This is a genomic window from Escherichia sp. WS2035 (assembly GCF_046487065.1).
Taxonomy (GTDB): domain Bacteria; phylum Pseudomonadota; class Gammaproteobacteria; order Enterobacterales; family Enterobacteriaceae; genus Escherichia; species Escherichia coli.
Genome location: NZ_JBJQKD010000001.1, coordinates 267,178 through 285,254, shown reverse-complemented (window position 1 = coordinate 285,254; position 18,077 = coordinate 267,178). Strand labels below are relative to the sequence as shown.

The window sequence follows — 18,077 nt, the reverse complement described above, 5'->3', positions numbered from 1 at the left end:
TATTCCGTGTTGAGACTTCCTTCAGGCGGCGCATACAGGTATGTTAGTCGGGTAATAATCACAAATAAGATCATTCTTTACATCGCAACCCTGAAAAAGTGACTTTCCTATGGCAATGAGTGAACAAACCCAGCCTGTGGCGGGCGCGGCTGCGTCAACGACTAAGGCCCGAACATCGTTTGGTATTTTAGGTGCTATCAGCCTCTCACATCTGCTGAACGACATGATCCAATCGCTGATTCTGGCGATTTATCCACTGCTTCAGTCAGAATTTTCTCTGACATTTATGCAGATTGGCATGATAACCCTCACCTTCCAGCTCGCCTCTTCGCTACTGCAACCGGTGGTCGGCTACTGGACCGATAAATATCCGATGCCGTGGTCGTTGCCGATTGGCATGTGCTTTACCTTAAGTGGTCTGGTGCTGCTGGCGCTGGCGGGCAGTTTCGGCGCAGTTCTGCTGGCAGCGGCGCTGGTCGGTACCGGTTCATCGGTCTTTCATCCGGAATCTTCTCGCGTGGCCCGTATGGCTTCCGGCGGGCGTCATGGCCTGGCGCAATCTATATTTCAGGTCGGCGGCAACTTTGGCAGTTCCCTGGGCCCCTTGCTGGCGGCGGTGATTATCGCACCTTATGGCAAAGGCAACGTTGCCTGGTTTGTGCTTGCGGCACTGCTGGCGATCGTGGTGTTGGCGCAAATCAGCCGTTGGTACTCGGCACAGCACCGAATGAATAAAGGAAAACCCAAAGCGACGATTATCAATCCACTGCCGCGCAATAAAGTTGTTCTGGCGGTCAGCATTCTGTTAATCCTCATTTTCTCGAAATATTTCTATATGGCGAGCATCAGCAGCTATTACACCTTTTATCTGATGCAAAAATTCGGATTATCTATCCAGAATGCTCAGCTTCATTTGTTTGCCTTCCTGTTTGCCGTTGCGGCAGGTACGGTGATTGGCGGGCCTGTAGGGGATAAAATTGGACGGAAATATGTGATTTGGGGCTCTATCCTCGGCGTTGCGCCGTTTACGCTGATTTTACCCTACGCCAGCCTGCACTGGACGGGGGTTTTAACGGTGATTATTGGATTTATCCTCGCTTCGGCATTCTCTGCCATTCTGGTCTATGCCCAGGAGCTGCTTCCGGGACGTATCGGTATGGTTTCTGGACTATTTTTCGGTTTTGCTTTCGGCATGGGAGGTCTGGGGGCGGCAGTTCTGGGGCTTATCGCCGACCACACCAGCATAGAGTTAGTCTATAAAATCTGTGCTTTCCTGCCACTATTGGGGATGTTGACCATATTCCTGCCTGATAACCGGCATAAAGACTGATTTCATTGCAGCCAAAGGCAAACTTTGGCTGCATCGTTTTACAGTCGCCATAAGCCTTTCCTCTGTTAAACCGCCTTCTGTTTTCCGATCCGTGCTTTTTTTTGCAGCTAATTCCATTTTTCTGCAAAATTCAACAATTATTCATAAACATCATCAATGAAATTGTCATAAACTATTACCTGTAATTTTGGTTTTCCCGGCCAAAAATGGACAATAACCACCAGGAAAAGGAGACGGAATGCATCACGCCACCCCGCTTATCACCACCATTGTTGGCGGCCTTGTGCTCGCCTTTATCCTCGGCATGCTGGCCAATAAACTACGTATTTCTCCTCTGGTGGGATATCTGTTAGCGGGTGTGCTGGCAGGACCATTCACTCCGGGCTTTGTTGCCGATACTAAGCTTGCGCCGGAACTGGCTGAACTGGGCGTTATTTTGCTGATGTTCGGCGTCGGTTTGCATTTTTCGCTCAAGGATTTGATGGCGGTAAAGTCCATCGCCATTCCCGGCGCGATCGCCCAGATAGCCGTGGCGACGCTGCTGGGTATGGCGCTCTCCGCCGTGCTGGGCTGGTCGTTAATGACCGGTATCGTGTTCGGCTTATGTCTTTCCACCGCCAGTACCGTGGTGTTACTGCGCGCACTTGAAGAACGGCAATTAATTGACAGTCAGCGTGGGCAAATCGCCATCGGTTGGTTGATTGTGGAAGACCTGGTGATGGTCCTGACACTGGTATTGCTACCCGCGGTAGCAGGAATGATGGAACAGGGCGATGTGGGCTTTGCCACTCTTGCAGTCGATATGGGGATCACCATCGGCAAGGTGATCGCATTTATCGCCATTATGATGCTGGTAGGTCGCCGTCTGGTGCCGTGGATTATGGCACGCAGCGCAGCAACCGGTTCCCGCGAGCTGTTTACCCTGTCGGTGCTGGCGCTGGCGTTAGGGATTGCCTTTGGTGCGGTAGAGCTGTTTGATGTCTCCTTTGCACTCGGTGCGTTCTTTGCCGGGATGGTACTGAACGAGTCTGAACTGAGTCACCGTGCCGCCCACGATACACTGCCATTGCGCGACGCGTTTGCGGTGCTGTTTTTTGTCTCCGTCGGGATGTTGTTTGATCCGTTAATTCTGATTCAGCAACCGCTGGCAGTACTGGCGACGCTGGCAATTATTCTGTTTGGTAAATCGGTCGCGGCCCTGTTCCTTGTGCGTTTGTTTGGTCACTCCCAGCGCACGGCGTTAACCATCGCCGCCAGCCTGGCGCAGATTGGTGAGTTCGCGTTTATCCTGGCGGGACTAGGAATGGCATTGAATTTACTGCCGCAGGCCGGACAAAACCTGGTACTGGCAGGGGCGATCCTGTCGATTATGCTCAACCCGGTACTGTTCGCACTACTGGAGAAATATCTGGCGAAGACCGAAACGCTGGAAGAGCAGACGCTGGAAGAGGCAATCGAAGAAGAGAAGCAGATCCCAGTGGATATTTGCAACCATGCGCTACTGGTGGGTTACGGTCGTGTAGGCAGCCTGCTGGGGGAGAAATTGCTCGCCTCTGATATTCCGCTGGTGGTGATTGAGACGTCACGAACCCGTGTTGATGAGCTGCGCGAGCGCGGGGTCCGCGCAGTATTGGGCAATGCGGCTAACGAAGAAATTATGCAACTGGCGCATCTGGAATGTGCAAAATGGCTGATCCTGACGATTCCCAACGGCTATGAAGCGGGCGAGATTGTGGCATCTGCCCGCGCGAAAAATCCGGATATTGAGATTATTGCCCGCGCCCATTATGACGATGAAGTGGCGTATATCACCGAACGTGGTGCGAATCAGGTAGTGATGGGTGAGCGTGAAATTGCCCGTACTATGCTGGAACTGCTGGAAACGCCACCGGCGGGTGAGGTGGTGACGAGGTAAACGGTGGTTGCCGGATAATAGGCGCGGATATGTAGGCCTGATAAGACGCGCCAGCGTCGCATCAGGCATTGAGAGCAAAATGCCAGATGCGGCGTGAACGCCTTATCTGGCCTACGAACCGACGATAACTTAACGATCCCAGTAAGACTCTTCCAGGCTGTCTTCACGCTCCGGCAAGCCGCGCGTTAAACGAGGTGAATGCTGGTTCAGTACCTGATAGCTCACACGGTTAGCATATTTACACACCTGCGCTAATGACGAATACGTCAACCAGGTGAATTTATGTTTGCTGGAGTTTGGTACGTTGCTACGGTGGTAGCTGTTGGCGGTAATGTCATGCAGCAACGCTGCCAGTGCGCCATCCCCTGCTCCATTAGTGTTCATGATTTTTTCCGGCCCGCCCATGTACGGCGCAATGTGCGAATAGACACGCAGCGGATTCTGGCAATCCTTGTGGCGCATGGCGCGGCTAAACTCATACTGATTAAATTCCGCTATAGCCCCCGGCAGCAGCGGATGCTGGGTTTTACGTTTCGCTTCGTCTTCGGTAAAGCCCGCCATATACAAGCCGATTGGCCCGGCGGTGCACAGCACCAGATCTACCCAGTCCAGCGCCTTGTCAGATGCCAACAACGGATCGCTTTCTCCGGTCAACGCTTCGGCTTCATCTTCGTTCATCGCAAGGATAGAGACGTGGTCTTTGAGGAATTGCTGCCACCACTGCGGATTCTCGGCAATGACAAACTTGGTGCCCAGCGTCAGCACCACCGGTACGTTATATTTCTTCGCGTACTCAATGGCTTTCATGGTTGCTTCCGGCATGGGTTCACCCGGCTTGCAACGCACCAGATAAGAAGTGAGAACCAGTGCCGAGGCTCCGGCAATCACATCTTCCGGAATACTTTCAGCCCGCAGCTGGTTCATGTGGCCCGGGCTGATAGCAAAGGTACGTTCCCCGGACTCGCCAATCAGCGTAAAGCAACGACCAATCGGGCCATCCACGCCTTGTAGATAGTTAAGATCGGTACGGCTGGAGGTGTTACACAGGTAACGATAGGCATAGCTGCCAATTTCAATATTGCTGCACATGACGCCCAGCAGCACCGAACGGTCGTCCGCGAGCACCGAGTAGTTGTGCATGGTGTTACCAATGGTGCCACCCGCAAACTGATGGGTAATCAGGTTTTTCTGTTTTAGTTCCTGATAAAGCGCTTCGGCAACGTCATCCTCAATCACCAGTGAATGCCCGGCGCTTAATCCATAACGCTCAATGAATTCATCATCCACTTTCGCTTCAATATCGACCAGCGTTTGATCGATACCCACTACCCAGGCAGCGCTGGTTTCGTTTTCTGGCTGGAATTGCTGAAGCAGCGGATCGCGTGCGTTTACGGGGAAGTAATGTTTGGATTTACGTTTACCGGGAAATTTCATGGTTGTTTTTACGGGTGGTTAACTGAGCGGCGAATGTTAACACAATCTGACGGGAGCGCGCGAGACGCAGCCAGTTTCAATATCAGCAGGCGGGATCGCATTTTCATGGCAGTGGTTCCTTACAATGACGTAATTTGAAAGGAGTTTTTGCATGAAGCCGGAAAACAAATTACCCGTTCTGGACCTTATCTCTGCTGAAATGAAGACCGTTGTGAATACTCTTCAGCCGGATTTACCGCCCTGGCCTGCAACGGGAGCGATTGCTGAGCAACGACAGTATTACACGCTTGAGCGCCGATTCTGGAATGCGGACGCTCCAGAAATGGCAACCAGAGCTTACAGGGTTCCAACAAAATATGGGCAGGTGAAAACACGTATCTTTTATCCGCAGCCAGATAGCCCGGCGACGCTATTTTATTTGCATGGAGGCGGTTTTATTCTCGGCAATCTCGATACCCACGATCGCATCATGCGCCTGCTGGCAAGCTACAGCCAATGTACGGTGATTGGCATTGATTACACCCTTTCACCTGAAGCGCGTTTTCCGCAAGCGATAGAGGAAATTGTGGCTGCCTGTTGTTATTTCCACCAGCAGGCGGAGGATTATCAAATCAATATGTCCCGCATTGGTTTTGCCGGTGATTCCGCAGGTGCCATGCTGGCGCTCGCCAGTGCGTTGTGGTTGCGCGATAAACAGATCGATTGCGGTAAAGTTGCGGGCGTTTTGCTGTGGTATGGGCTTTACGGATTACGGGATTCCGTGGCTCGTCGTCTGTTGGGTGGTGTCTGGGATGGCTTAACGCAACAGGATTTGCAGATGTATGAAGAGGCGTATTTAAGCAACGACGCGGACCGCGAGTCGCCATATTACTGCCTGTTTAATAATGATCTCACTCGCGAAGTTCCGCCCTGTTTTATTGCCGGGGCGGAGTTCGATCCGCTGCTGGATGACAGCCATCTGCTTTACCAGACGTTAGCGGCGCATCAGCAGCCCTGTGAGTTCAAACTCTACCCAGGCACGCTGCACGCCTTTTTGCATTATTCACGGATGATGAAAACCGCCGACGAGGCTCTTCGCGACGGCGCTCAGTTCTTTACCGCTCAGCTTTAGCGATACGCGGCAACAAGATTAGCCATCATTTCGATATGCTCCGGTGTAGCATTAAGCGCCGGAATATATTCGTATTTTTTCCCGCCAGCGCCGAGGAAGACTTCACGGTTTTGCTCGGCAATCTCTTCCAGCGTCTCCAGACAATCCGCAGCAAAGCCCGGGCACATCACCTGAATATGACCCACGCCTTTTTCTCCGAGCATTTTCAGCGTTTCGTCGGTATAAGGCATCAGCCAGGGTTCCCGGCCAAAGCGCGACTGAAAGGTCATCATCACTTTTTCCGGTGCCATCTCCAGTGCGGAAGCGAGTTCGCGAGTTGTTGTGCGGCAACGTTGCGGGTAATCATCGCCTTCATCTGCATAACGCTGGGGAATGCCATGATAAGAGAGCAACAGCAGATCCGGTTCGCCATGTTTGGCAAAAGAAGCACGTACGCTGTTCGCCAGTGCATTAATATAATCGTGGTTATCGGCGTAATCACGAATAAACGATATCCCCGGAATGCTACGTTTGCGCGCCAGAATGCGTGCCAGTTCATCCCATACCGCACCGACCGTTGAACAGGAGTATTGCGGATAAAGCGGCAGCACCACAATATGATCTACATGCTCTGCCAGAAGTTCATCTACGGCGCTTTCCAGTGATGGCGAGCCGTAGCTCATTCCCAGCGCCACGGGCGTCTCCGGTAAACGTTGCGCCAGCGCCTGCTGTTGCTGGCGGCTGTAAACCATCAGCGGCGAGCCACCTTCCATCCAGACAGAGGCATACAGCTTCGCCACACGCGGCGAACGCAGCGGCAAAATCACGCCGCGCAGCAACGGCCACCATAACAACCGTGAGGTATCAACCACGCGTCTGTCGCTTAAAAATTGTTTCAGATAGCGTTTTACCGCTTCAGGTGTGGGGGCATCGGGCGTACCCAGGTTTGCCAGCAGGATACCGGTTTTAGTCTGACGCATTACCGCCTCTTATCGATTCAACTTGTTGATAATTGTAGCGGAAAAGTGAAGAAGAAGAACTAATTGCTGTAAGAGGTATTGCCTGAGGAGGATGAGCAGACCTGCCCGAAAGCAGATCTGCTGCGGCTTGATTAGCCGAGGATTTTTTCCAGATCAGCGCGAACTTCAGCCACCGGCTTGGTGCCGTCAACTTTCGCGTATTTGGTGTTACCCGCTTCCGCTTCTTTGGAGTAGTAGCCGATCAGCGGTGCAGTCATCTGATGGTATTCAACCAGACGTTTACGTACGGTCTCTTCCTGATCGTCTTTACGGGTAGTCAGCTCTTCACCGGTAACGTCGTCTTTGCCTTCTACTTTCGGCGGATTGAATTTAACGTGATAAACACGACCAGACGGCGCGTGAACGCGGCGGCCTACGATACGGTCAACAATCAGTTCGTCCGGTACGTCGAATTCCAGAACGTAATCAACATTGATGCCCGCTTCTTTCATTGCGTCTGCCTGCGGAATGGTACGCGGGAAGCCGTCCAACAGGAAACCGTTGCGGCAGTCTTCCTGAGCAATGCGCTCTTTAACCAGCGCGATCACCAGTTCGTCGGTGACCAGTTTGCCAGCATCCATAATGTCTTTTGCTTGTTTACCCAGCTCGGAGCCAGATTTGACCGCAGCACGCAGCATATCGCCAGTGGAGATTTGCGGAATACCATATTTCTCCATGATGAACTGAGCCTGAGTCCCTTTCCCCGCGCCCGGAGCGCCAAGCAGAATGATACGCATTGCGAAAATCCCCTTAAAATGTGTCGAATTTTTTGAAAAAGCGATAAACGATACCACCAACAGGCGATTGCCTCAAGAAAGGCACCTGAGGCTGAAACGGTTAATGGCAAGATAATTTGCGGAAAGTGCAGATGAAGAAAAGAAAAATGCCGGATGACACGAAGGTCATCCGGCATGACATCAGGAAACCAGCAGCTGGTTCATACGACGAATAAACAGGTTCGGATCTTCCAGCGTGCCGCGTTCTGCCAGCAGCGCCTGATCCAGCAGCAGTTCTACCCACTCGCTGAACTTCGCTTCATCTTCAGTATCCGCCGCACGTTTCACCAGTACGTGATCCGGGTTCAGTTCGAAGATGTATTTCACTTCTGGCACTTTCTGGCCCGCCGCAGCGAACAGTTTCGCCATCTGAGTGCTCATTTCGTCCGCGTCGGTCGAAACGATCGCTGGCGTATCGGTCAGACGGTGAGTCAGACGGACATCTTTCACGCGCTCGCCGAGCAGGGCTTTCACACGGTCGATGAACGGAGTCAGTGCTTTCTCCGCTTCTTTCGCGCTCTCATCAACTTCGTCAGCCAGTTTTTCCAGCGACTCGTCAACTTTAGACACAGACTGGAACGGTTTACCGTCGAACTCAGTCAGATAGTTCATCATCCACTCATCGATGCGGTCGGAAAGCAGCAGAACTTCGATGCCTTTCTTACGCAGCAGTTCCAGGTGCGGGCTGCTCTTCGCTGCCGCGTAGCTGTCTGCGGTGATATAGTAGATTTTCTCCTGCCCTTCTTTCATGCGGGAAACGTAGTCTTCCAGAGACACGGTCTGCGCAGAAGAATCGGTATGGGTAGAAGCAAAACGCAGCAGTTTGGCGATCGCTTCCTGGTTAGCGAAATCTTCCGCCGGACCTTCTTTCAGTACCAGGCCAAACTGTTGCCAGAAGGTCTGGTATTTTTCCGCGTCGTCTTTCGCCAGTTTTTCCAGCATTTGCAGCACACGCTTGGTCAGCGCATTGCGCAGGTTACGCGTTACCGTGCTGTCCTGGAGGATTTCACGGGAAACGTTCAGCGGCAGATCGCTGGAGTCAATCAGACCACGCACGAAGCGCAGATAGTTCGGCATGAACTGTTCTGCGTCGTCCATGATGAACACACGCTGAACATACAGTTTCAGACCGTGTTTATGATCGCGGTTCCACATATCCCACGGTGCCTGAGACGGAATGTACAGCAGGCTGGTGTACTCCTGCTTACCTTCAACGCGGTTGTGGCTCCAGGTCAGCGGATCGTTAAAGTCGTGGGCGATGTGTTTGTAGAACTCTTTGTACTCTTCATCGGTGATTTCCGACTTGTTACGAGTCCACAGCGCCTGCGCTTTGTTGATTTTCTCCCAGGAGATAATGGTTTCGCCGTCTTTCTCTTCGCGTTTTTCGATCTCTACCGGCAGCGCGATATGGTCGGAATATTTGCTGATGATGGAACGCACACGCCAGTCATCGAGGAACTCGTCTTCGCCTTCACGCAGATGCAGGGTGATTTCAGTACCACGATCTTCTTTAGTGATGTCGGCAACGGTGTATTCACCTTCGCCAGCCGATTCCCAGAAGACGCCGTTTTCTGGTTTTTCGCCTGCCGCGCGAGTACGCACGGTCACTTTGTCAGCCACGATAAACGCAGAGTAGAAACCAACACCAAACTGACCGATCAGCTGGCTGTCTTTCGCCTGGTCAGAACCCAGGGATTCGAGGAATGATTTGGTGCCGGATTTAGCGATAGTCCCCAGATGGTCAATCACTTCGTCGCGGGTCATCCCCACGCCGTTATCGGAGATGGTCAGCGTGCGCTTGTCTTTATCGAAAGAGACACGAACGCGTAGTTCACCATCACCTTCGTACAGGTCCGGGTTAGAAAGCGCGCGGAAACGCAGCTTGTCCGCCGCATCGGAGGCGTTAGAGATAAGCTCACGCAGGAAGATTTCTTTATTGGAATAGAGAGAATGGATCATCAGGTGCAGAAGCTGTTTCACTTCTGACTGAAAACCACGAGTTTCTTGTCCTTTCATGTAGGTCTACCTCAATAATGCCATTTTAAGGTTAAAAACAGGATGAGGGAGAGATGGGGACAAGGGAGAATAATTTCAAGCGAGAGCAGGTGATCCTGCTCTCGTTTGCTTAAAAACGAATCTTATGACGCCCGGCAAGGGAGTGTGACAGCGTGGTGCCATCGACCATTTCCAGTTCGCCGCCAACCGGTACGCCATGAGCGATTCGGCTGGCTTCCACGTCATATTGCGCACAAAGCTCGGCAATGTAGTTAGCGGTAGCTTCACCTTCAACCGTGGGGTTGGTGGCGAGGATCACTTCAGTGATTTTTTCCTCTGCCAGACGCTGTTCCAGACGATCAAGCCCGATATCATCAGGACCGATGCCGTCCAGCGGTGACAGGTGTCCCATCAACACAAAATAACGACCTGAAAACTGCCCCGTCTGCTCGATGGCGTAAATGTCCGCCGGACTCTCCACCACGCAGATTTGACCGTTTTCCTGACGACGTGGATTCGAACAGATGTTACAGACTTCCTGTTCGGTGAAGGTGCGACAATCGGCGCAGTGGCCGATTTCCGACATCGCCCGGGTGAGCGCCTGCGCCAGACGCATCCCGCCGCTACGATCGCGCTGAAGCAGCGTGAACGCCATACGCTGCGCCGACTTCGGGCCAACGCCCGGCAGACAGCGCAGTGCTTCCATAAGCTGTGTTAACAGCGGGCTGGTTTGCATCAGAACGGCATCTTAAAGCCAGGCGGCAGCTGCATTCCGGAGGATACAGAGGCCATTTTTTCTTTCTGCGTTTCTTCAATACGACGTGCTGCGTCGTTGAATGCTGCAGCCACCAGGTCTTCCAGCATCTCTTTGTCGTCTTCCAGCAGGCTCGGGTCGATCTCTACGCGACGGCAGTTGTGTGCACCGTTGATGGTCACTTTTACCAGACCTGCGCCAGATTCGCCGGTGACTTCCAGCTGCGCGATCTCTTCCTGCATTTTCTGCATTTTTTCTTGCATCTGCTGGGCTTGCTTCATCAGGTTACCCAGACCGCCTTTACCAAACATAGGTTTCTCTCTCAATCACGTTAAGGATGACGAACGTAAGCTGTGCTTACGATCAAATGGGGCGGATACTTTCTTCATCCAGCTCCGCATCGAAGAATCGACGCAGGGTCTGAATATTATTATCCGCAATAATGGACTCGCGCGCCTGCGCAAGTTTTTCTTCGTATATCGCCTGACGCCATTCCAGCGGCGTACGCACCGCGGGATTATCATCTTCAACGATAGTCAGTTCAACCGTTGAACCTTTGAACGTACTCAACGCTTCAGCCAGTTTTTGCTGTGCGCCGCGGTTGTTCAAATGCCGCTGAGAGGAGCGCAAATGCAGACATACTGCGTTGTCGCTCTCCTCTTTCCAGGCATTTAACGCCACCTGTTCGACCAGTTTTGGTAGCGAAAGTTGACTCACCTGAGCCGCCCACGGGTCGCGCTCAATGGCTTCTGCCGCCAGCTTCGCCGCCAGTTCCGGCGTTTTTTCATGTTCCAGCGCTTTTTTCAGCGCCTTCGGCGTGGCGACCACTTCTTTTTGCTGCATCACTGGAGTGGTCGCCTTCCAGCGATACGCTTCTTTTTTGGCTGGCGCTTTTTCCAGCGCCGATGGCACCGGGCGCGCCTGAACGCGATCGGTGACCGAAGCCAGTCTTTCCAGCGCAGCGTTATTCACCGGCCGCGCGCGGGTAGCGGCTGCCGGTTCACTCTTTTTTGCTTTGGTTGCTCCCTGCACGCGCTGCAACTGCTGGCGCGCCGCCAGCACCTGGCTGGTGGTTTCCGGGAGCGGTACAGTCGGTGCCTGCTGCGGCGCTGATTGCGGTTGCGGCGGCACCTGTGTTGGCGTCATTACTGCCGTTGGCGCGACGGGCGCAAAGGACTGGCGTGGCACTTCTGGATCAGGCAGAGGCATACGCGGATGGAACGCCAGTGCGCGCAGCAGCGTCATCTCAACGCCCATACGGCGGTCCGGCGCATACGGTAATTCTTTGCGACCAATCAACAGCGTCTGATAGTAAAGCTGAATATCCGTCGGCGGTATGGTGCGCGCCAGTTCACGCATCCGCAGCTCGATGGCGGCCATGTCGTTGCCAAGTGCAGCAGGCGAAAGTTGTACCATCGCAATACGATGCAACAGACCGAGCATTTCCACCAGCAACGCTTCCCACTCGATACCACGGGCAGCAGCTTCATTAATTAGCGCCATTACGCGCTCGCCGTTGGCCTCGACCATCGCTTCAACCAGCGATAACGCCTGATCGTCGTCAAGCGTACCCAGCATCGCACTGACCCCCTGGGTTGAAACCTGGCCGTCACCGCTGGCAATCGCCTGGTCGGTCAGACTTAAGGCATCTCGCAGGCTGCCTTCAGCGGCGCGTGCCAACAATTGCAGCGCCCGCGGCTCGTGAGCGATATGTTCTTCGTTGAGGATGTGCTCAAGCTGATGGCGAATTTGCTCGACATCCAGCGCCTTGAGATGAAATTGCAGACAGCGTGACAAAATCGTCACCGGCAATTTCTGCGGATCGGTCGTCGCCAGCAAAAACTTAACGTGCTCTGGCGGCTCTTCAAGGGTTTTTAACAGTGCGTTAAAGCTGTGACGCGACAGCATATGCACTTCGTCGATGAGATAAACTTTGAAACGACCACGCGCCGGAGCGTACTGGACGTTATCCAGCAGGTCGCGGGTATCTTCAACTTTGGTACGCGAGGCGGCGTCGATTTCAATCAGATCGACAAAGCGCCCCTGCTCGATTTCACGACAGTTATCGCACACGCCGCACGGCGTCGCGGTAATGCCGGTTTCGCAGTTTAGCCCCTTCGCCAGCAGTCGGGCGATAGAGGTTTTTCCGACGCCACGGGTGCCGGAAAAAAGATAAGCATGATGAATACGCCCTAACGACAAGCCGTTCGCCAGTGCGGTCAGCACATGTTCCTGGCCGACGACGTCAGCAAAGGTTTGTGGGCGCCATTTTCGGGCTAAGACCTGATAACTCATTGGCAGGCTCTGAAACGCTGGAAGGTGGATTCACGAAGGGGTAATGCTAACACAGCCCCGTCAGAACGGCGAGGCTGAATGCACATCTTGTGCTGCCCGTAGCGTGAGCAGCGCAAGACTGACGATAATTAATGGCCCGGGAACGGGACAAGGCTGTAGCTGGTAATGCCCTGTTTTTCGAGACGCTGTTCACCGCCGAGATCGAACAGGTTGATAATGAACGCAGCGTCAGCTACTTCACCACCCAGACGACGGATCAGTTTAACGGTCGCTTCGATAGTGCCGCCGGTTGCCAGCAGATCGTCCACCACCAGAACTTTGTCGCCCGGTTTGATGGCATCAACGTGGATTTCCAGTTGATCGGTGCCGTATTCCAGGTCGTAAGTTTCACTGATGGTTTCACGCGGCAGTTTGCCCGGTTTACGGACCGGTACAAAGCCAACGCCCAGACCCAGAGCTACCGGAGCGCCAAACAAGAAGCCACGCGCTTCGGTGCCGACCACTTTGGTAATGCCCGCATTTTTGTAACGCTCAACCAGCAAGTCGATGCTGAGAGCGTAAGCTTTCGGGTCTTCCAGTAAGCTGGTGACATCGCGGAAAAGAATGCCGGGTTTTGGGTAGTCCTGAATGCTTTTGATGCTATTTTTGAGATACTCAAGCTGCTGTGCAGTCGCGGTCATAAGTGTATGCCTGCTTGTTACGGTGGTACTCACGGCGCGTTTTGAACGTATCAAAAGTAACAGTTGTTTAACCTTTGACCGCCTGCGCCTGTGCTCGAAAACGCCAGAATGTACTGGCTGTACGCAATAATTGCAACTGCGATTGTTGTGCTTCAGTGCTTTTCTTGCTTTTCATCAATCACCGGAATTCGCCACATATAAAAAAGCAAACAGGCGAGAATTACCAGCAACATGATGCGCACCCACGGCATCTGGACGAACCACAGCGAAATCGTAAACGTAATCAAAATAAGCAAAATCGCCCGTGGTTTTGCGCCGCGCGGCATCGCATGATGTTTCTGCCAGAAACGTAGATAGCTGCCAAACCATGAGCGGTACAGCAACCAGGCGTGAAAGCGCGGGGAAGAACGGGCAAAGCACCAGGCCGCCAGCAGGATAAACGGCGTCGTCGGTAATACCGGTAATACCACGCCCAGCGTACCCAGCACTACCGCCAGCCAGCCAATGATGATTAAAATGATTCGTTGCATATTGAGTGTTGTCAGCTTACAGAGTGGCTACTTTAGCATAACAATTATCATTTTCATTGAGGTCTTATCGTGAAAACCGCCCTGCTACTGGAAAAACTGGAAGGACAGCTCGCCACGCTGCGTCAGCGTTGTGCCCCGGTAGCGCAATTTGCCACGCTAAGTGCCCGTTTTGACAGGCACCTTTTTCAGACCCGTGCGACAACACTACAGGCTTGTCTCGATGAGTCGGGCGATAACCTGGCTGCGCTTCGTCATGCGGTTGAGCAGCAACAGCTGCCGCAAGTCGCCTGGCTGGCAGAACATCTGGCGGCGCAACTGGAGGCTATAGCGCGTGAAGCCACAGCCTGGTCGCTACGCGAGTGGGATAGCGCACCACCGAAAATTGCCCGCTGGCAGCGTAAACGTATTCAGCATCAGGATTTTGAGCGGCGGCTACGTGAGATGGTTGCCGAACGTAGAGCCCGTCTGGCGCGAGCGACCGATCTCGTGGAACAGCAGACGCTGCATCGTGAAGTGGAAGCCTATGAAGCGCGCCTGGCACGTTGCCGCCATGCGCTGGAAAAAATCGAAAACAGGTTAGCGCGTTTAACCCGCTAGCAATGGAGAGAGTATGTCACTGGAAAATGCCCCTGACGATGTCAAACTGGCCGTCGATTTGATTGTGCTGCTGGAAGAAAATCAGATCCCAGCCCGCACCGTGCTGCGCGCGCTGGATATTGTAAAACGCGATTATGAAAAGAAGTTACAGAGCGATGAGACTTCACAAAGCGAGTAAAAAATAAAGGGCGGCATCACTGTCGCCCTTTATTGTCCTTACCCTACCGCTGGCGTCGGATCGTCGCCTTTGTAGTCGCGTTTCACTTCCGTCACTTCATCGCCCTTCTCGTTGTGCAGATGCACTTCAAGCTGGTTAAAGGCAATGTTGATGTCGTTTTCACGGCACAACTGATCAATAGTACGGTTCAGCTCATCGACAGTACGGCTACGGTCACGCAGTTCACGCACATACAGACGCAGCTCATGATCCAACGTGCTGGCACCAAATGCCGTAAAGAAGACTTCCGGCATTGGTTCGTGCATCACCCTTGGGTGCTCAGTCGCCGCCTTCAGCAACACTTTACGCACTTTTTCCAGATCGGAGCCATAGGCTACGCCGAGACGGATCACCAGACGCGTAGTCGTGTCAGTCAACGACCAGTTGATCAGACGCTCGGTAACAAACGCTTTGTTCGGGATAATCACTTCTTTGCGATCGAAATCGGTAATCGTTGTCGCACGAATACGGATCTTGCTGACCGTACCCGAGAAGCTACCAATGGTTACCGTGTCGCCAATGCGCACCGGACGTTCGAACAGAATGATCAAACCGGAAACGAAGTTACCGAAGATCTCTTGTAAACCAAAACCAAGACCTACGGATAATGCTGCCGCCAGCCACTGGAGTTTATCCCACGAGACGCCCAGCGATCCGAACACCGTCATCGCACCAACGGCAATAATGATGTAGTTAAGGATGGTAGTAATGGCATACGACGCGCCCTGGCGCATATTCAGTCGCGAGAGCACCAGCACTTCCAGCAAACCAGGCAGGTTGCGAATCAACGCCCAGGCCACCATTGAGGCGATAATCGCAAACAACAGACTGCCCATGGTGACGTTTTTCACCACCGCAGCACCAGCTTCAGTAGCGTTGTAATGCCAGAGCGTAATGCTGTCGAGATAGCTGAACACGGTGATCAAATCAGACCAAATTGCCCAGAACATGACACCGAACAGCGCAAACATCAGCAACATGGTAATACGCAGCGTCTGCTGGTTAACCTGCTCCAGCGCAATGGTGGGTTCTTCCGGCGGTTCGGCACCTTCTGCGCCCTCTTTCACCAGATTCTGCCGACGCGCCAGTGCACGGCGCCAGGCGATACGCCGCGCCGCTACGCTTAAGCCGCGCAATACCGTCTGGTACAGCAGGTTCCAGATGATCACCAAATAAACGGTTTCAATCCAACGCCCGGAGAGGCGCAGCGTGGTGTAGAAGTAACCCGTGGCGGTCAGCACCATCAACGCAATCGGGATAATCGACAGCACGGTAATGGTGACCAGTCGCATGGTGTGCGACTCTTTATCACGCCAGCTTTCGCGGCACATCGGCCACACCAGGAAGGCAATCAGCAGCAGGTTGAAGAAAATCATCGCCTGCCCCAGCACATCATCCATCAGATGCAGCGGGGAGAGTTCTGCCACCACAGACCAGAAATGGATCGGCAGCAACGCGAGGCTGATGCGGACAATTTGCCGACGCCAGTGGCTGGTCTGCTGTTCCGGCATACCAAAGTGACGCACGGCAACACCATTTTTCTCCAGCACTTTCCAGCACAGGCCAAACACCAGCCAGAAAATCGCCAGTTTTTTGCTGAACGACCACAATAACTCGCTGATATTGAGCTGCATAGTCAGCAGAATCAGGCCGACAGCGAGAATAATCAGGCACACCGGCAGTGCGCGGATCAGGTCGATAAGGATCGCTTTTGGTGTGTTGAGCTGGCTGTCGTTACGCAGGGAACCCACAGCGGAAGCCAGTTTTTGTTGATACGCTTTCAGCCAGCCCAGACGCCAGTGGATCAGCCCGGCAATCAACAGCAGCGGCAAACCAGCGAGGAAGGCGATGAATACGGCGGGCCAGGCTTTTTCCCAGTTCACCGTGATTTTCATCGACTTAAATTCATCTTTCAGCGTTTGCGGGAACGCTTTAATCCAGTCCCAGTCCATCGGGCGGTTACTGTTCACCCAAAAAATTTGCTGCGTCAGGATGGATTTCAGATTTTTCGATACGCTCATTAACTGCTGCTGGTTAATTTGCAGGTTAATGGCCATCATCAGCTGATTACCCAACTGTTTGTTAAGCTGATCCAGCAATTCGCGACGCATATCAACTACTTGCAATAATGCATCGTGAACTTCGCTGTTGACTTCGTTGGTGTGACCTTCTTCCAGTTTGCTGACGAACGCATCGCTCTGGAACAGCGCGTCACGCTGCTGGTTGACTTCAAACTGTTCGAGACGCAAATCCGCGATGCGGTTGGTCATGTTTTCCAGTTCATCTGCCGAGGGGAGTGTTTGTTGTTGCTGGTACAGGATACGTGACAACAGCAGACTGCCCTTCAGAACGGCAATCTGCTCCTTAATATTACGTTCCGATTGCAGCGCACGCTCCAGCCAGTTTTTGACTTTAATGTTTTGCTGCATCAACTGATTACCGTTTTGAGTCGCGGTAATCAGACGCTGACTTAACTGCTGGTTAATTTCCAGTTCCTGCTTCACCAGCGGATTAGCCTGAATACGCGCGGCTTCATCCGGGGAGACAGCTTCCTGCGCCGTTTTTTCGGTTAAAGTCAGGCGCTTGCTGTTTACCGCTTCTTGCAACAGTTGTAACTGGTGCTCCAGACGGGCGCTGTTCGCCGTCACGTAATCACGCTGCTTTTGCAAGGTATCCTGCAAGACAGTGTTCCCTTCCAGGCTTTTACGCTGCTGGTCAATCTCGGCATTCAGCAAAGCCTGCTGGACCTGCATTAACACTTTCTGGCTGGGACGTAAGGCAGTCTCGCCGACATCAGTCCCATCCAGACGACTGCGAATTTGTTGCAGCTGCTGCGAAGCGTTATACATCGCATTTTGCACGCGTTCGGGCTGCGTCTGTAACGAAACCAGTTGGCTGTTATAAGACGCCAGATCATTTTGTGCGTTTTGCAAATCGTCCAGCGCCTGGGCAACGCGAGTTTCCAGCTGGCGCAACGAAAGCGCGCTCAGAATTTTGCGCGTTTCTTCGTCGTTATCGACATCACTAAGTGCTGTTAACGCCGCGGTCGCCTGGCGCATTTTTTCCGGCGCTTCAGCGACTTTTTGCCGTAGCTGAACTGTCTCTTCTTTTACGCGATCGATTTTATCGAGGGTGGCTAATGTATCTGTCAGATCCTGCTGCACCAGTTTGTCCTGAGCAGAAAGATCTTTTTGTTTATTCAGTGAGTCAAGTTGTGCCTGCAGGTCCGCTTTTGTCGGTAAATCACCATTCGATGACGCCCGTGCAAACGCCGTGTTCTGGCATAACAAGACAAAAACAAAAGCAATAAATGCTGAAAAAACAAAATGCCGTGATCGTTTGTAATACTGGAACATAGTCATGATGAATGAAGGTTTCTGAACCTGAAGAACGACCTGAAAAAGTCAAACCGCAAGAATATCACGACGCAGTGAACCAGAATAGC

The 18,077-nt window shown here is 52.9% G+C and carries 15 protein-coding genes and 1 other annotated feature; of the genes, 5 read left to right on the top strand and 10 right to left on the bottom strand.

Features of this window, described 5'->3' with window-relative positions:
- The first annotated feature begins 109 nt into the window (after positions 1 to 109).
- Both fsr and ybaL read left to right on the top strand, forming a co-directional pair.
- Positions 110 to 1,330: a fosmidomycin MFS transporter gene (fsr, locus tag ACJHX4_RS01375; protein WP_001251634.1), complete on the top strand. Its 1,221-nt coding sequence runs from the start codon at positions 110 to 112 to the stop codon at positions 1,328 to 1,330.
- A 238-nt stretch (positions 1,331 to 1,568) separates the two neighbouring features.
- Complete coding sequence (gene ybaL, locus ACJHX4_RS01370; RefSeq protein ID WP_000546254.1) at positions 1,569 to 3,245, top strand: YbaL family putative K(+) efflux transporter; 1,677 nt, start codon at positions 1,569 to 1,571, stop codon at positions 3,243 to 3,245.
- A gap of 129 nt (positions 3,246 to 3,374) precedes the next feature.
- On the opposite strand, the gene gsk is transcribed toward ybaL, so the two are convergent.
- On the bottom strand, positions 3,375 to 4,679 hold the full coding sequence (gsk, locus tag ACJHX4_RS01365; RefSeq protein ID WP_000671574.1) for an inosine/guanosine kinase: 1,305 nt from the start codon (positions 4,677 to 4,679) through the stop codon (positions 3,375 to 3,377).
- A 151-nt stretch (positions 4,680 to 4,830) separates the two neighbouring features.
- Here gsk and aes point away from each other — a divergent pair, with 151 nt between their 5' ends.
- Positions 4,831 to 5,790 carry an acetyl esterase gene (aes, locus tag ACJHX4_RS01360; RefSeq protein WP_000801794.1) on the top strand — a complete coding sequence of 320 codons (960 nt, stop codon included), beginning with the start codon at positions 4,831 to 4,833 and terminating at the stop codon, positions 5,788 to 5,790.
- Here aes and hemH read toward each other — a convergent pair.
- The 8 genes from hemH to ACJHX4_RS01320 form a co-directional block, all read right to left on the bottom strand.
- Positions 5,787 to 6,749: a ferrochelatase gene (gene hemH / locus ACJHX4_RS01355; protein WP_001250114.1), complete on the bottom strand. Its 963-nt coding sequence runs from the start codon at positions 6,747 to 6,749 to the stop codon at positions 5,787 to 5,789. The two genes, aes and hemH, sit on opposite strands and share 4 nt — an antisense overlap.
- 131 nt (positions 6,750 to 6,880) lie before the next feature.
- Positions 6,881 to 7,525: an adenylate kinase gene (gene adk / locus ACJHX4_RS01350; RefSeq protein ID WP_001220233.1), complete on the bottom strand. Its 645-nt coding sequence runs from the start codon at positions 7,523 to 7,525 to the stop codon at positions 6,881 to 6,883.
- A gap of 180 nt (positions 7,526 to 7,705) precedes the next feature.
- Positions 7,706 to 9,580, bottom strand: a complete 1,875-nt coding sequence (gene htpG / locus ACJHX4_RS01345) for a molecular chaperone HtpG (RefSeq protein WP_000678189.1) — start codon at positions 9,578 to 9,580, stop codon at positions 7,706 to 7,708.
- 109 nt (positions 9,581 to 9,689) lie between these two features.
- Positions 9,690 to 10,295 (bottom strand): recombination mediator RecR, encoded by a 606-nt coding sequence (gene recR, locus ACJHX4_RS01340; RefSeq protein ID WP_001195025.1) that lies wholly within the window; start codon positions 10,293 to 10,295, stop codon positions 9,690 to 9,692.
- Complete coding sequence (locus tag ACJHX4_RS01335) at positions 10,295 to 10,624, bottom strand: YbaB/EbfC family nucleoid-associated protein (protein ID WP_000467098.1); 330 nt, start codon at positions 10,622 to 10,624, stop codon at positions 10,295 to 10,297. Before ACJHX4_RS01335 ends, recR begins: the two co-directional genes overlap by 1 nt.
- 52 nt (positions 10,625 to 10,676) lie before the next feature.
- Positions 10,677 to 12,608, bottom strand: a complete 1,932-nt coding sequence (dnaX, locus tag ACJHX4_RS01330; protein ID WP_000122044.1) for a DNA polymerase III subunit gamma/tau — start codon at positions 12,606 to 12,608, stop codon at positions 10,677 to 10,679.
- Positions 11,280 to 11,344 (bottom strand) — a sequence feature (DnaX frameshifting element). Its footprint overlaps the gene before it by 65 nt.
- A gap of 128 nt (positions 12,609 to 12,736) precedes the next feature.
- Positions 12,737 to 13,288 (bottom strand): adenine phosphoribosyltransferase, encoded by a 552-nt coding sequence (apt, locus tag ACJHX4_RS01325; protein WP_000127356.1) that lies wholly within the window; start codon positions 13,286 to 13,288, stop codon positions 12,737 to 12,739.
- Between the two features lie 152 nt (positions 13,289 to 13,440).
- A complete protein-coding gene (locus tag ACJHX4_RS01320; protein WP_001188900.1) occupies positions 13,441 to 13,818 on the bottom strand; it encodes a DUF454 family protein in 378 nt (125 codons plus the stop codon).
- Positions 13,819 to 13,887: 69 nt separating this feature from the next.
- Between ACJHX4_RS01320 and priC the strand changes: the two genes are divergently transcribed.
- Positions 13,888 to 14,415, top strand: coding sequence for a primosomal replication protein N'' (gene priC / locus ACJHX4_RS01315; protein ID WP_000844862.1), 528 nt, complete (start codon positions 13,888 to 13,890; stop codon positions 14,413 to 14,415).
- A 13-nt stretch (positions 14,416 to 14,428) separates the two neighbouring features.
- Positions 14,429 to 14,593 (top strand): pleiotropic regulatory protein RsmS, encoded by a 165-nt coding sequence (rsmS, locus tag ACJHX4_RS01310; RefSeq protein ID WP_000051144.1) that lies wholly within the window; start codon positions 14,429 to 14,431, stop codon positions 14,591 to 14,593.
- A 38-nt stretch (positions 14,594 to 14,631) separates the two neighbouring features.
- Here the strand turns inward: rsmS and mscK are convergent, their stop codons facing one another.
- On the bottom strand, positions 14,632 to 17,994 hold the full coding sequence (mscK, locus tag ACJHX4_RS01305) for a mechanosensitive channel MscK (protein WP_000177739.1): 3,363 nt from the start codon (positions 17,992 to 17,994) through the stop codon (positions 14,632 to 14,634).
- Between the last annotated feature and the right edge of the window lie 83 nt (positions 17,995 to 18,077).